Source organism: Metabacillus indicus LMG 22858, from assembly GCF_000708755.2.
GTDB lineage: Bacteria > Bacillota > Bacilli > Bacillales > Bacillaceae > Bacillus_P > Bacillus_P indicus.
This window is the reverse complement of sequence record NZ_JGVU02000002.1, coordinates 342,120-355,077: the sequence shown is the minus strand read 5'-3', so window position 1 is coordinate 355,077 and position 12,958 is coordinate 342,120. Positions and strand designations below refer to the sequence as shown.

Annotated in this window: 13 protein-coding genes; all 13 read right to left on the bottom strand. The window is 44.3% G+C overall.

The features are described from left to right. Positions 1 to 114: 114 nt before the first annotated feature. Positions 115 to 1,818 (bottom strand): proline--tRNA ligase, encoded by a 1,704-nt coding sequence (locus tag AZ46_RS04990; RefSeq protein WP_029281267.1) that lies wholly within the window; start codon positions 1,816 to 1,818, stop codon positions 115 to 117. Between the two features lie 59 nt (positions 1,819 to 1,877). After that, entirely contained in the window at positions 1,878 to 3,140 is a 1,263-nt protein-coding gene (rseP, locus tag AZ46_RS04985) for an RIP metalloprotease RseP (protein ID WP_029281269.1), read from the bottom strand. 15 nt (positions 3,141 to 3,155) lie between these two features. Next, the gene (dxr, locus tag AZ46_RS04980) at positions 3,156 to 4,301 is read right to left on the bottom strand and encodes a 1-deoxy-D-xylulose-5-phosphate reductoisomerase (RefSeq protein ID WP_029281272.1); all 1,146 of its coding nucleotides are present in this window, start codon (positions 4,299 to 4,301) and stop codon (positions 3,156 to 3,158) included. 116 nt (positions 4,302 to 4,417) lie between these two features. Then, positions 4,418 to 5,191, bottom strand: a complete 774-nt coding sequence (locus AZ46_RS04975) for an isoprenyl transferase (RefSeq protein WP_029281274.1) — start codon at positions 5,189 to 5,191, stop codon at positions 4,418 to 4,420. A 130-nt stretch (positions 5,192 to 5,321) separates the two neighbouring features. Then, positions 5,322 to 5,879 (bottom strand): ribosome recycling factor, encoded by a 558-nt coding sequence (gene frr / locus AZ46_RS04970; protein ID WP_029281276.1) that lies wholly within the window; start codon positions 5,877 to 5,879, stop codon positions 5,322 to 5,324. Between the two features lie 2 nt (positions 5,880 to 5,881). Then, the gene (pyrH, locus tag AZ46_RS04965; protein ID WP_029281278.1) at positions 5,882 to 6,604 is read right to left on the bottom strand and encodes a UMP kinase; all 723 of its coding nucleotides are present in this window, start codon (positions 6,602 to 6,604) and stop codon (positions 5,882 to 5,884) included. Positions 6,605 to 6,777: 173 nt separating this feature from the next. Next, the gene (gene tsf / locus AZ46_RS04960; RefSeq protein WP_029281280.1) at positions 6,778 to 7,659 is read right to left on the bottom strand and encodes a translation elongation factor Ts; all 882 of its coding nucleotides are present in this window, start codon (positions 7,657 to 7,659) and stop codon (positions 6,778 to 6,780) included. 161 nt (positions 7,660 to 7,820) lie between these two features. Then, complete coding sequence (gene rpsB, locus AZ46_RS04955) at positions 7,821 to 8,519, bottom strand: 30S ribosomal protein S2 (protein ID WP_029281282.1); 699 nt, start codon at positions 8,517 to 8,519, stop codon at positions 7,821 to 7,823. A gap of 150 nt (positions 8,520 to 8,669) precedes the next feature. Next, a complete protein-coding gene (locus AZ46_RS04950) occupies positions 8,670 to 9,113 on the bottom strand; it encodes a DUF6115 domain-containing protein (protein WP_029281284.1) in 444 nt (147 codons plus the stop codon). Positions 9,114 to 9,164: 51 nt separating this feature from the next. Then, positions 9,165 to 9,932 (bottom strand): FliA/WhiG family RNA polymerase sigma factor, encoded by a 768-nt coding sequence (locus AZ46_RS04945; protein ID WP_029281286.1) that lies wholly within the window; start codon positions 9,930 to 9,932, stop codon positions 9,165 to 9,167. A gap of 36 nt (positions 9,933 to 9,968) precedes the next feature. Continuing rightward, positions 9,969 to 10,463, bottom strand: a complete 495-nt coding sequence (locus AZ46_RS04940) for a chemotaxis protein CheD (protein WP_029281288.1) — start codon at positions 10,461 to 10,463, stop codon at positions 9,969 to 9,971. A gap of 21 nt (positions 10,464 to 10,484) precedes the next feature. Continuing rightward, positions 10,485 to 10,937: a chemotaxis protein CheW gene (locus AZ46_RS04935; RefSeq protein WP_029281290.1), complete on the bottom strand. Its 453-nt coding sequence runs from the start codon at positions 10,935 to 10,937 to the stop codon at positions 10,485 to 10,487. 41 nt (positions 10,938 to 10,978) lie between these two features. Continuing rightward, positions 10,979 to 12,943: a chemotaxis protein CheA gene (locus AZ46_RS04930; RefSeq protein ID WP_029281292.1), complete on the bottom strand. Its 1,965-nt coding sequence runs from the start codon at positions 12,941 to 12,943 to the stop codon at positions 10,979 to 10,981. Positions 12,944 to 12,958 lie beyond the last annotated feature (15 nt).

The window sequence follows — 12,958 nt, the reverse complement described above, 5'->3', positions numbered from 1 at the left end:
CCTTGAAACTTTTTCCATCATAATTGAAGGTACCTCGCACGAAGCGGGGTACCTTGTCAATTTGTTATTCACTTACTCTATCATACCATAGATGAACTATTGGCATCACAGGTTTTACTTCTGAAGCAGCCGTGAAATTGTTTCATGCAGATCTGCGAGAGATACGTCCATACCCTCTCCTGTTTTCCGCTCTTTTACTTCCACGATGCCGTCTTCGGCCTGTTTTCCAACTACGATTCTGACAGGAATGCCTATAAGGTCAGAGTCGGCAAATTTAACCCCTGCGCGTTCGATTCTGTCATCATAAAGAACTTCAAATCCAGCCTCCAAAAGCTCCGCATACAGTTTTTCGCCGAGTGAAGACTGCGCATCCTGTTTTGCATTTGCTGTGATCAGGTGGACTTGGAACGGCGCAACAGCAGCCGGCCAGACAATCCCCTTATCGTCATTATACTGCTCAACAATAGCAGCGAGTGTTCTTGAAACTCCAATGCCGTAACAGCCCATAATCATCGGCTGCGCTCTGCCGTTTTCATCAAGGAACGTCGCATTCATTGCTTCACTGTAGCGGGTTCCAAGTTTGAATACATGTCCCACTTCAATTCCTTTGGCAAACTGGATCGTTCCTTCTCCGTCCGGTGAAGCGTCTCCCTCTTCAATGAAACGAAGGTCAGCATACTGGCTGACAGTTGCATCACGGTCGAGATTAACGCCTGTATAGTGATAATTCTCTTCACCGGCGCCACAAACTCCGTTTACAACGGACTGCACCGCATGATCGGCAATAATCTCAATTTTCGAATCTGCTCCCACCGGGCCGACAAAGCCTGGCAGAACTCCTGCCGCCTGCTTCGTTTCTTCAGGTGTCGCAAGTTCAACAACTGAGGCCCCGTAAAGGTTTTTGATTTTAATATCATTGATTTCGTGATCGCCGCGTGCAAGCACCATCACAAATTTCTCGTCCACTTTAAACACAAGAGATTTAATCAGCTTCTCTTTTTCAACGTTCAGGTACTGCGCTACATCATCAATCGTTCTTTGATCCGGTGTTTCTGTTTTGACAAGTTCCTGCTGTTCTTCACTGCTTTTCTCGTATTGAGTAATAACAGGAGCCATCTCGACATTGGCAGCATAGGACGATGTGTCTGAATAGGCAATGGTATCTTCGCCGACGTCAGATAAAACCATGAACTCATGGGTGTCCTTTCCGCCCATGGCGCCTGAATCAGCAATAACTGCCCGGTAGTTTAAGCCGCAGCGTGAAAACACATTGCTGTATGCCTGAAACATCTTTTCATACACTTCATCAAGACTTTCAAATGAGGCATGGAAAGAATAGGCATCTTTCATAATGAACTCCCGTCCGCGCAGAAGTCCGAAGCGTGGACGCTTTTCATCCCTGAATTTTGACTGAATCTGATACAGATTCAAAGGAAGTCTTTTATAGGACTTAACTTCGTCGCGCACAAGAGATGTAATAACCTCTTCATGTGTGGCGCCAAGCGCAAATTCACGGCTGTGCCTGTCTTTCATTCTCATAAGCTCAGGGCCGTATGTGTACCATCTGCCGGATTCCTGCCAAAGTTCTGATTGCTGGAGTGCAGGCATAAGCAGTTCGGCTGAGCCTGCACGATTCATCTCTTCGCGTACAATCTGCTCAATTTTTTTCAGAACAATAGAGGCAAGCGGCAAATAACTGTAGATTCCGCTCGCATTTTGCCGCATGTAGCCTGCGCGGAGCAAAAGCTGGTGGCTTTTAATATCCGCATCTGCAGGCACTTCTCTTAAAGTAGGAATAAACGTCATACTCTGTTTCATCTAAAGCACCTCTATTTAAGTATTCAAAACTCGCTTTTTTCAGCTGGCTGCAGCCGGTTTTATAAAAAGAATCGCTGAATGTCATTCCACGTTACGACGAGCATCAGGAGCATAAGCAGCGCAAACCCGATAAAATGGACAACGCCCTCTTTCTGGCGGTCAATCGGTTTCCCTCTAAGCGCTTCAACAAGGAAAAAGAGCAGTCTTCCGCCGTCAAGTGCCGGAATTGGAAGAAGGTTGACGATACCGAGATTAATGCTCAGGATCGCAGCCCAGCTCATCAAATTAATGACGCCTGTTTTTGCTACTTGATCTGTCATGTCATAAATGCCGACAGGACCTGAAAGCATATCAATGGAAAACTGGCCTGTGATCAGCTTGCCAAGACCGAGGACAATTTCTTTTGTCCAGTTAAATGTTTCTGTGACACCGTAAGTCAGTGAACCGATAAACGATTTTTCAACCGGATTGTAGGCTCCGATTCTGCCGATGGTTTCCTCACCGATTTTGCTCGCTTCAGGTATGACCTCGATTTCAAGGTCCTGCCCGCCGCGGTTTACGCTGAAGGTAAGCTCCTGTTCAGGATTTGACTGAATAACAGATACTACCTGCTTCCAGGAAGACATCACTTTGCCCTCAATGGCTGTGATCTCATCTCCCTCTTTTAAACCTGACTCAGCGGCAGAGCCGTCCTCTGTCAATTTTCCAAGGATCGGCTCGTCTATTGGAGCCCCCTGAATGAAACCCAGAGAGAAAAGCAGGACAAATGCAAGGATAAAGTTCATCAGCGGGCCTGCAATAATCGCAGCCGTTCTCTGGCCGAGTGTTTTCGAACCGAACTGGCGGTTATACGGTGCAATTTGAACTTCTGATCCATCTACGATAAAAAATGAACGCTCACTGACATCGAAATGCTTGAGCACTTCATCTTCTTCGCCCTGTTCATACCCTGAGATGAACATTTTGTGCTCAAGGTCTGCCTGTTCGACTTCTATGACTCTTGCACGGGGGTATTTCTCTTTATTATTGAGAATGATTTTTTCAACTTGATCCTGTTTGTTAAAGAGAAGTCCGACGTTATAGCCGGGCTTAACCTCTATCATTTCAGGGTCTTCGCCGGCCATCCGGACAAATCCGCCTAAAGGAAGAAGTCTGATCGTATAGACCGTCTCATTTTTTGTAAAAGAAAAGATTTTCGGGCCGAATCCAATCGCAAACTCACGGCAAAGAATACCCGCACGTTTAGCTAAAACGAGATGTCCCAGCTCGTGAAAGAAAACGAGCGCCCCAAAAATAACAACAAACGCCAAAACGGTATTCACGTTTCATGACCACCTTTATGAATAGAATGATTGAACAAATTCTCTTGTCTCTTTGTCCACTTCTTGAATGATATGCAGATTCGGGTCTGTTATCACACAATGTTTTGAAAGTGCCCTCTCAATCAGGTCTTCAATTTGAAGAAACTTAATTTTCCCTTTCAGAAAAGCGGCCACAGCTTCTTCATTTGCTGCGTTCAGGACAGTCGGCATTGTTCCTCCAATTTTACCTGAATCATAAGCGAATTGTAAGCAGCGGTACCGTTCAAAATCGGCTTTTTCAAAGTGAAGCTTGCCCGCCTCCCATAAATTCAGCTGTTTCGTATCCGGCATCGGCAATCGTTCAGGATAAGACAGGGCATATTGAATCGGCACTCTCATATCAGGTGTTCCAAGCTGGGCAATGACGCTCCGGTCATGGAATTCAGCCATGGAATGGATAATGCTTTCTTTGTGCAGCAGCACATCGATCTTTTCATACGGCAGGTCAAACAGCCAGTGCGCCTCAATGACTTCAAGACCTTTGTTCATCATTGTTGCAGAGTCAATCGTGATTTTAGCTCCCATCGACCAGTTCGGATGGTTTAGGGCTTCTTCCACAGTGACATTTTCAAGGTCCTCCCGCTTCCTGTCGCGGAAGCTCCCTCCAGAAGCAGTAATAATAAGCCGCTCCAAAGATTTTGGATTCTCTCCCTGAAGACACTGAAAAATAGCTGAATGCTCGCTGTCTACAGGCAAGAGCTCCACATTGTATGTTTTTGCATGAGCCGTTACAAGATGGCCCGCCGTTACAAGTGTTTCTTTATTGGCAATGGCGATTGTTTTTTTGCATTCAATTGCTTTTAATGTCGGCAGAAGACCGACGCTCCCCATAACAGCATTGACCAGGATGTCTGCTTCAGGCAAAACGGCAGCTTCAATCAGGCCTTCTTCGCCAAAAGCAAAGGACACATCCGGAAATTCACTTTTCAGCTGTGTATATGCATCAAAGTCATTTACATTTACTAAACGGGGCGAAAACTCAATAATTGCTTTTCTGCCTAAAGTAAGGTTGCTTCCAAAAGACATGGAAACTAGCTGAAATTGTTCCGGATGAGCTTTAATGACATCAAGTGTCTGCTGTCCGATCGAGCCCGTTGCCCCCAATAAACTGATTCTCTTCACCATGTCACTCCCCATTCCTCTGCTGCAGATCTCTGTATATCTGGATTGTGCAAATAACGTGCGCCTGCACCTCTCAAATTATGTATAATCCCTGGATGATAAACCAGGGATGATCTTTACAATCCACCAAACCTTCTGCCTCTGTGCTGATATTCATCAATGGCTGAAATAAGGTGATCTTCGCTGAAATCAGGCCAGAGAACATCTGTAAAGACGAATTCCGAGTAGGCAAGCTGCCATAGCATGAAGTTGCTCAGCCTGATTTCCCCGCTTGTCCGGATCAGTAAATCAGGATCCTTCATTCCGCTTGTCATTAAATAACTTGAAAACAGCTCTTCACTTATGTCTTCAATCTTTAATTCGCCGTTTTCTGCATCTTCAACCATGCCGCGGACAGCATGAATCATCTCCGCCCGGCTTCCGTAATTCAAGGCAAAATTTAAAATAAGTCCGTTATTGGATCCTGTTTCCTCTTTTGCTTTTTGCACAGCGCGCAGCGTATGCGCCGGTATTTTGGATTCGTCGCCAATAATTCTGACCTGAACATTTTCCTCAATCAGCTCAGGCAAAAAAGTTCCGAGAAACTCTTCAGGAAGCTTCATCAGGTAATCGACTTCAGACTTTGGGCGTTTCCAGTTTTCCGTTGAAAAAGCATATAGAGTAAGAGCCTTTACACCGAGCTCATTGGAAAGCTTTGTGATTTTTCTTACTGTCTTCATGCCTTCATGGTGTCCGGCAATCCTTGGAAGTGCGCGTTTTTTGGCCCATCTCCCATTTCCGTCCATAATAATGGCAATATGTTCAGGTATTCCCCGTTTGATCAAGTCATCTTTTGAGGTAACAGACAGTTCCCGGTTAGGATTTCTCCAATTTTTCAGTTTGCCCAGCATGTGATTCCTCCATCACCCGTAACATTCTGCGGTCTCATATACTGCAGCGGTGTTAACAGTATTAACAAAAAAACCCCCTGTAAACATAAGAGGGTCTTTTGAGCACAATTCCATTGTACAGATTTTTAACTTAAACTTCCATGATTTCTTTTTCTTTATCTTTTGCAATAGCGTCAATTTTGCTGATGAACTCATCCGTCGTTTTTTGAACTTGATCATTGTTTGTGCGAAGCTCATCTTCTGTGATTTCGCCATTTTTCTCAAGCTTTTTCAAATCGTCGTTTGCATCCCGGCGCACATTGCGGACGGCAACTTTTGCTTCTTCAGCATACTTCTTTACAAGTTTAGCAAGCTCTTTGCGGCGCTCTTCAGTAAGGGCCGGAATAGCAAGCCGGATTAAAGAACCGTCGTTTGTAGGATTTAATCCAAGATCAGATTTCAGGATAGCTTTTTCGATTTCGCCGAGTACTGTTTTGTCGTAAGGCTGGATCACAAGCAGTCTTGCTTCAGGTGTGTTAATAGAAGCAAGCTGGTTGACCGGTGTAGGCGCACCGTAGTAATCTACGACAATTTTATCAAGAAGAGATGCATTTGCACGGCCTGCGCGAACGGTTGAAAGCTCTCTGTTATAGGCAGATACCGCTTTTTCCATTTTATCTTTTGCTTGTGCAAGAACTTGTTTTGCCATCATTATTTCCCCCTTACAATTGTTCCGATATTTTCGCCGAGTACTGCACGTTTAATGTTGCCTTCTTCCATAACAGAGAAAACAATCAGCGGGATATCATTGTCCATGCAAAGTGATGAAGCAGTAGAATCCATCACTTCCAGACCTTCTTTCAATACATCAAGGTAAGACAGTGTTTCGTATTTCACAGCGGATGCATCTTTCTTTGGATCTGCTGTGTAGACGCCGTCAACGTTGTTTTTAGCCATCAGAATCACATCTGCTTCGATTTCTGCTGCCCGGAGCGCCGCTGTTGTATCAGTGGAGAAGTAAGGGTTTCCCGTACCTGCAGCAAAAATGACAACTCGCTTTTTCTCAAGGTGTCTGATTGCTTTTCTTCTGATATACGGTTCTGCAACCTGTCTCATTTCAATGGAAGTCTGAACGCGGGTCTGGATGCCGAACGTTTCAAGGCTGTCCTGCAGAGCAAGTGAATTCATCACCGTAGCAAGCATTCCCATATAGTCAGCAGTTGCACGGTCCATTCCCATTTCACTGCCGATTTTGCCGCGCCAGATATTGCCGCCGCCTACAACTACAGCCACCTCAACACCAAGCTCTGCAATTTCTTTTACTTGTTTGGCAATGGACTGAATGACAGCAGGCTTAATGCCGAAGCTGTCGGTTCCAGCTAACGCTTCTCCGCTCAATTTAAGTACGATACGATTATATTTAGGTTTGCTCATAATGACCTCCAAGTCTTTTCAGGTAAATCGCTGCATGTAAATGATTCAAGCTGTATTCACCCAGCGGGGAAACAGGCTTTTTCAAAAAGAGGGAACACAGAAGTGTGTTCCCTGTCTTTCATTTACTCGTCTTCATTAAGGAAAACAGCTGTTTTCCCTTATGTCGGACTGAATTATTTTTTGACTTGGTTCATAACTTCTTCAGCAAAGTTATCCTGGCGTTTTTCAATGCCTTCGCCTACTTCAAAGCGAGTAAAGCTTCTTACTGTTGCGCCTTTAGACTCAACAAATTGTTTTACTTTAAGATCCGGGTTTTTAACGAAGTTCTGCTCAAGAAGGCAGATTTCTTCGAAGAATTTGCCAAGGCGGCCTTCAACCATTTTTTCAACGATGTTAGCTGGCTTGCCTTCGTTTAGAGCCTGCTGAGAAAGAACTTCGCGCTCGCGCGTTACTTCTTCTTCGCTTACAGCGTCACGGCCGATGTATTTTGGGTTGACTGCCGCTACGTGCATAGCAACGTCTTTAGCTGTCTCTTCGTCAGTTGTTCCTTCAAGAACAGTAAGAACGGCAATTCGTCCGCCCATGTGAAGGTAAGAACCGAATGCATCGCTGTCTGTTTTTGATACGATATCAAAGCGGCGAAGAGTGATCTTTTCGCCGATTTTAGCGATTGCAGAGTTGATGTAGTCATTTACAGTTGTGCCGTTGTCCATTTCTGAAGCAAGAGCCGCTTCAAGATCAGCAGGCTTTTTAGCAAGAAGATGTGAAGCAAGTGTTTCAAGAAGCTCTTTGAAGCCTTCGTTTTTAGCAACAAAGTCCGTTTCAGAGTTTACTTCAAGGATAACTGCTTCGTTGCCTTCCGCTTTAACAAGAGCAAGACCTTCAGCAGCAACGCGGTCTGCTTTTTTAGATGCAGATGCAATTCCTTTTTCGCGAAGGAAATCAATCGCTTTTTCCATATCGCCTTCTGTTGCAGTTAGTGCTTTTTTGCAGTCCATCATGCCTGCACCAGTTTTTTCGCGTAATTCTTTTACCATTTGAGCTGTAATTGCCATGAGAGTTTTCCTCCTTAATTTTCGGCGGTTCCGCCATTATGTATTGGTTTCATTCTGAATCAGAATGTTTTTCGTTTTGTTAAAGGGGGCTTTTCCCATCTGGAAAAAGCCTCTTTAAAAAAGGTGATAAAAGGCATTCCCCTCTTATCACCTTTACTTGATTAAGCAGTTGTTTCTTCACCTTGTTTTGTTTCAAGAATTGCATCAGCAATTTTAGAAGTTAAAAGCTTAACTGCACGGATTGCATCATCATTTGCAGGAATTACGTAATCAATTTCATCCGGATCGCAGTTTGTATCAACGATACCAACGATTGGGATGTTCAATTTGCGTGCTTCAGCAACGGCAATGCGCTCTTTGCGAGGGTCAATGATGAATAGTGCATCAGGAAGACCTTTCATGTCTTTGATTCCGCCCAAGAATTTTTCAAGACGCTCAAGCTCTTTGTTAAGCTGAACAACTTCTTTCTTTGGAAGAACTTCGAAAGTGCCGTCTTCTTGCATTTTTTCGATGTCTTTCAGACGTTTGATGCGCTTTTGAATCGTTTCAAAGTTTGTAAGCGTTCCGCCCAACCAGCGTTGGTTAACGAAGTACATTCCTGAACGCTCAGCTTCTTCTTTAACTGAATCCTGAGCTTGCTTTTTAGTTCCTACGAAAAGAATTGTGCCGCCGTTTGCAGCTAGTTCTTTCGTGAACTGGTAAGCTTCTTCAACCTTCTTAACTGTTTTTTGCAGGTCGATGATGTAGATGCCGTTACGCTCAGTGAAGATGTAACGCTTCATCTTAGGGTTCCAGCGGCGTGTTTGATGGCCGAAATGAACACCTGCTTCAAGTAGTTGTTTCATTGAAATGACTGACATGGTATTTCCTCCTAATGGTTTTTTCTCCTCCGCACATATCATCTTCAGGCAAAACTGTCTAAACAGCACCAATGCCTGAATCTATGGCGTGTGTATTAACACCAAGAATTAATATATCACAATGAAAAATCATTCGCAAGCAAAATTCGACTAGAATTGGCGGAATTTCAGCATAAGGGAGATTTCTGTTTTTCCTTTATCAAGCTTTTTTGCAATTTCTTCTATTGTATAGCCATTTTGATAAAGATTTAATACATCCAGACGGAATTGATCCGCCTGGTCTATTTCATGAGGGGTTTCATCTGCAGGAGCTTCCCCATTCGAAAGCTCTTTTTGCTGAACCCCTTCCCCTTCATCAGCTTCTGCGGAACTTTCGTCCGTTATAAAAGAACGGTCTAGTGCAGCCAGAAGCTTTTCATTCTCTTCTCTCATCTCAAGCATGCAGGCAGCAAGCGCCTGTTCTGTTTCATGGAGCATGGCCGCCTGTCTCTCTTCAGCCTGCAGCACATTTTTATAACGTAAAAATAAAAGTGCAATCAAATAAAGTGATGCAGCGTGCAGAATAAGGCTTAATGCCAGGAGTGCTGCTGTCATATACCGTTTCACCTGACCTTTTTATATCGCCTGTTTACAAAAGCTTGACCGTCAAGAATTAATTTTTTCAAGAAGATGCTTCAGCTTAAACAGAGCTTTCGAATGAATCTGCGAAATACGTGATGTAGAAAGACTTAAGACCTGCCCGATTTCAGTCAGGGTCAGTTCCTCTTTATAAAATAAGCTGATGACCTGCTGCTCTTTTTCTGTCAGATTGACAATGACTTCTGCAAGCTGACCGATCAGTTCATCCTTTACCATTTTCTCTTCAGGCATTTCTGCTTTTTCATCCCGGATGACAAATTTCTGATGGTCCTGTTCATCATGCTCATGATTTTGATCATCAATGGAAAGAACATTGGCAAAGAAACCTTCATTCATGATCGAGATAACTTCATTTTCCGACATTTCAAGGTCTGCGGCCACTTCTTTTGGTTGAACATTCCTCAAATACTTTTGTTCAAGCCGTTCAATGGCGGCATCCACTTTTTTTGCTTTTTCTCTTGAGCTGCGGGGCAGCCAATCTTCTTTTCTAAGTCCGTCAAGGATCGCCCCTCTGATTCTGAAAGAAGCATACGTTTCAAATTTCAGGTCACGTGTATAGTCAAACTTTTCAAGAGCATCGTAGAGACCGACCATGCCTATGCTTTTTAAATCTTCTTTGTTGACTGATTTGGGCAGACTGACTGAAATTCGCTGTACATGATAGCTGACAAGGGGCAAATAGCGGTGAATCAGCGCATTGCAAGCTTCATGGTCACGGCAGTGAATCCATTTATTCCAATATTCTTGTTCTTCGAGTTTTGCAGCTTGTTCCATTTTTCTCCCCTTCTGCTGTGATATTTCCGGTGTCTGTCAGATCGTTTTTGCAGATTGATTGACTGTGAAAATAGAAAGCTTTCCTGTTGCGGGATTAAACTCGATCGTTCTCCCGCTGCTTCCCCCGGTATCCATGCTGATTACAGGAATTTTCATTGTATCCAGCTGCTCTAAAACGGCGGCCACATTCCTTGCCCCGATGTTGAGCATCCCCGAAGGCTGAAAAGGGAACATTTGCGCTCCGCCTGCAAGCTTTGCTTTCAAAGCACCCTTTCTGCACCCTCTTTCTGCTAATTTTTCAGCCAGGTCCTTTACAGCTGTATCCGCATATCTGCAAGGACTGTATTCTCCTGTGCGGGACAAGGAGGAATCAGGCAGCATGATGTGTACGAGGCCGGCTGTTTTTTTTTCCTCATCGTACAGAACAAGTCCCACGCATGAGCCAAGTCCGGAAGTTCTTATTAAATATGGCTGTGAAACGATGTTTTTTTCAGCAATTCCAACCTTGATCATTCGCTCCTGTCTGTCCATTCCAAAGGCTTCCATCGCGGATTATGCATGCTGAACATTCCGTTTGCTGCTTGCAGGGGAATGTGATGTGCCTGCTAAAACCTTATTCAGATCCAAAAGAATGATCAGGCGTTTGCCGGATTTTGCAACCCCGACAATGTATTCCGCCTCTTCTGCCCCTGCAACTTCTGGTGCAGGCTCACGTTCCTCAGGCGCCAGATCAATGACATCATTTGCTGAATCAACGATAAAACCGACTTCATATGAATCAAGAGCCGCGACAATAATCCGGCTGCTTTCAGACAATTCTTCCTGCAAAAGCCCAAATCTCGTTCTCAGATCGATCACAGGAGTAACGATCCCCCTCAAGTTCATGACCCCTTTTACAAAAGAATCTGTTCCGGGCACTCGCGTGATCGTCTGCATTTTTTCAATAGATCTCACTTTTCCGACAGCAATGCCGTATTCTTTGTTATTAAGCTGAAAAACAATCATTTTCTCAAGCGTATCATTCACGTTTCTTCTCTCCCTTCCGGCTATTTAATCAGGGCGTTGCAGTCGATAATAAGGGCTACTTGTCCGTCTCCTAAAATCGTAGCTCCTGAAACAGCAAAAACAGAATTCAAGTAGTTTCCGAGGGGTTTGAGCACAATTTCCTGCTGGCCAATAAAAGAATCCACCATCAGGGCCGCAAGCCGGTCGCCTTTTTTGACGATGACGATCGCCATGTGCGAGTCATCATACTGGTCGCAAGGGACCTCTAGAATTTCCTTCAGTGAAACGAGCGGAACAATTTTCCCTCTGTAATCGATGACTTTTTGATTGTGCGCGCTCAAGATTTCATCTCTTCTGATGACCGCTGTTTCAATAATAGAAGAAATCGGAATCGCAAATGTTTCACTTGCAAGCTTCACAAGAAGCACTGAGATAATGGATAAAGTCAGCGGAAGCTGGATGGAAAACAGTGAGCCAAATCCTTCCCTTGACTGAATGGTTATGCTGCCTCCAAGTGATTCAATCGTATTTTTGACTACATCAAGACCCACGCCTCTGCCTGAAACATCTGAAATGGTGCTTGCCGTAGAAAATCCTGATGCAAACATGAAGTCATAAACCTGTTCATCAGACAAGTCGGCGGCCTCTCTTTCAGTGACAAGCCCGCGCTCTAATGCCTTTTTCAAGATCCTCTGCCTGCTTATGCCGGCCCCGTCATCTTCTATGTCAATAAAGACATAATTGCCGCTGTGGTAGGCTTTTAAGGCGACGTTTCCTTCTTCAGGTTTACCGTTCATCCTCCGCTGTTCAGGTGTTTCAATCCCATGATCAAGCGCATTTCTCAATAAATGGACGAGAGGATCGCCAATTTCATCAATGACTGTTCTGTCAAGTTCTGTTTCAGCTCCAGTAACAGACAAATGAATTTTTTTGTTCAGATCCTTCGCCAGCTGGCGAACCATCCTCGGAAAACGATTAAATACTGTTTCAACAGGCACCATTCTCATGTTTAAAATAATGGTCTGCAGATCTCCGGATATGCGACTCATATGTTCTACTGTTTCATTGAGTTCGCTGTTTTTCAGATCTTTTGAAATTTGTTCAAGGCGTCCCCTGTCAATGACAAGCTCTTCAAACAGGTTCATCAGGCTGTCGAGTCTCTCAATGTTCACACGGATCGTCTTTGAACTTCCTGAAACCCTTGCAGCTGCCGTCTCAGCTTCTGCCTCAGACTCTGCTGCAAGCTTCTCTGCGTCCTTTTCAATAAAGACGGACTGATCAAGTGCAAGCGGGCTGATTTCGACTCTCTCAACCTCAGAAACTTTCATCATCTGCGACTGAATGTCTTCCGGCTGCTCTTTTGAAACGAAAATCAAACTGAAGGCTGAATCGAACTTTTCCTCCTCAAGCATGTCCGCTGCCGGAACAGATTTAATGATCTCGCCAAGTTTTTCACCAAGCTCAAAAATCATGAAAACCCTTGCTGCTTTTAGAAGACAGTCCTCTCTCAGAAAAACATTAATCTCGTAAGGCTGATACCCCTGCTCTGCCCCCTGCTGGATGACTGTGCGTTCAAAATCATCAAGGATCATCGGTTCGGTCGGAACAAGAAGCACAGCCTGTTCTTCAGTGCCTTCAAGCTTTTTAAACTTTTCAATAATTTGGAGCACGTCTTTTTTTCCGTTTCCTCCGCCTGCAATGGAAAGAACCATCTCTTCAAGAAGATCAACAGCTTCAAATGCGGCATCAAGGACAGCAGGCTTAACAGTCAGCTTTCCATGACGAATTGCATCAAGCACGTTTTCCATATGGTGAGTCAGATTTGCAAGGTCCGTATATCCCATCGTTGCACTCATGCCTTTTAACGTGTGAGCCGACCTGAAGATTTCATTTACAATCGCTGAATCTTCAGGGTTTTTCTCAAGTTCCAGGAGCTTTTGGCTGCAGGACTGCAGATGCTCTTTGCTTTCTTCAATAAAGACATCTAAATATTGATTCATATCCATTTTGAATTACTCCCC

Coding starts and splice junctions, on each gene's coding strand:
- AZ46_RS04990 (WP_029281267.1), bottom strand. CDS start 1,818: ATGAAACAGAGTATGACGTTTATTCCTACTTTAAGAGAAGTGCCTGCA.
- AZ46_RS04975 (WP_029281274.1), bottom strand. CDS start 5,191: ATGCTGGGCAAACTGAAAAATTGGAGAAATCCTAACCGGGAACTGTCT.
- frr (WP_029281276.1), bottom strand. CDS start 5,879: ATGGCAAAACAAGTTCTTGCACAAGCAAAAGATAAAATGGAAAAAGCG.
- pyrH (WP_029281278.1), bottom strand. CDS start 6,604: ATGAGCAAACCTAAATATAATCGTATCGTACTTAAATTGAGCGGAGAA.
- tsf (WP_029281280.1), bottom strand. CDS start 7,659: ATGGCAATTACAGCTCAAATGGTAAAAGAATTACGCGAAAAAACTGGT.
- rpsB (WP_029281282.1), bottom strand. CDS start 8,519: ATGTCAGTCATTTCAATGAAACAACTACTTGAAGCAGGTGTTCATTTC.
- AZ46_RS04950 (WP_029281284.1), bottom strand. CDS start 9,113: ATGACAGCAGCACTCCTGGCATTAAGCCTTATTCTGCACGCTGCATCA.
- AZ46_RS04945 (WP_029281286.1), bottom strand. CDS start 9,932: ATGGAACAAGCTGCAAAACTCGAAGAACAAGAATATTGGAATAAATGG.
- AZ46_RS04940 (WP_029281288.1), bottom strand. CDS start 10,463: ATGGACAGACAGGAGCGAATGATCAAGGTTGGAATTGCTGAAAAAAAC.
- AZ46_RS04935 (WP_029281290.1), bottom strand. CDS start 10,937: ATGATTGTTTTTCAGCTTAATAACAAAGAATACGGCATTGCTGTCGGA.
- AZ46_RS04930 (WP_029281292.1), bottom strand. CDS start 12,943: ATGGATATGAATCAATATTTAGATGTCTTTATTGAAGAAAGCAAAGAG.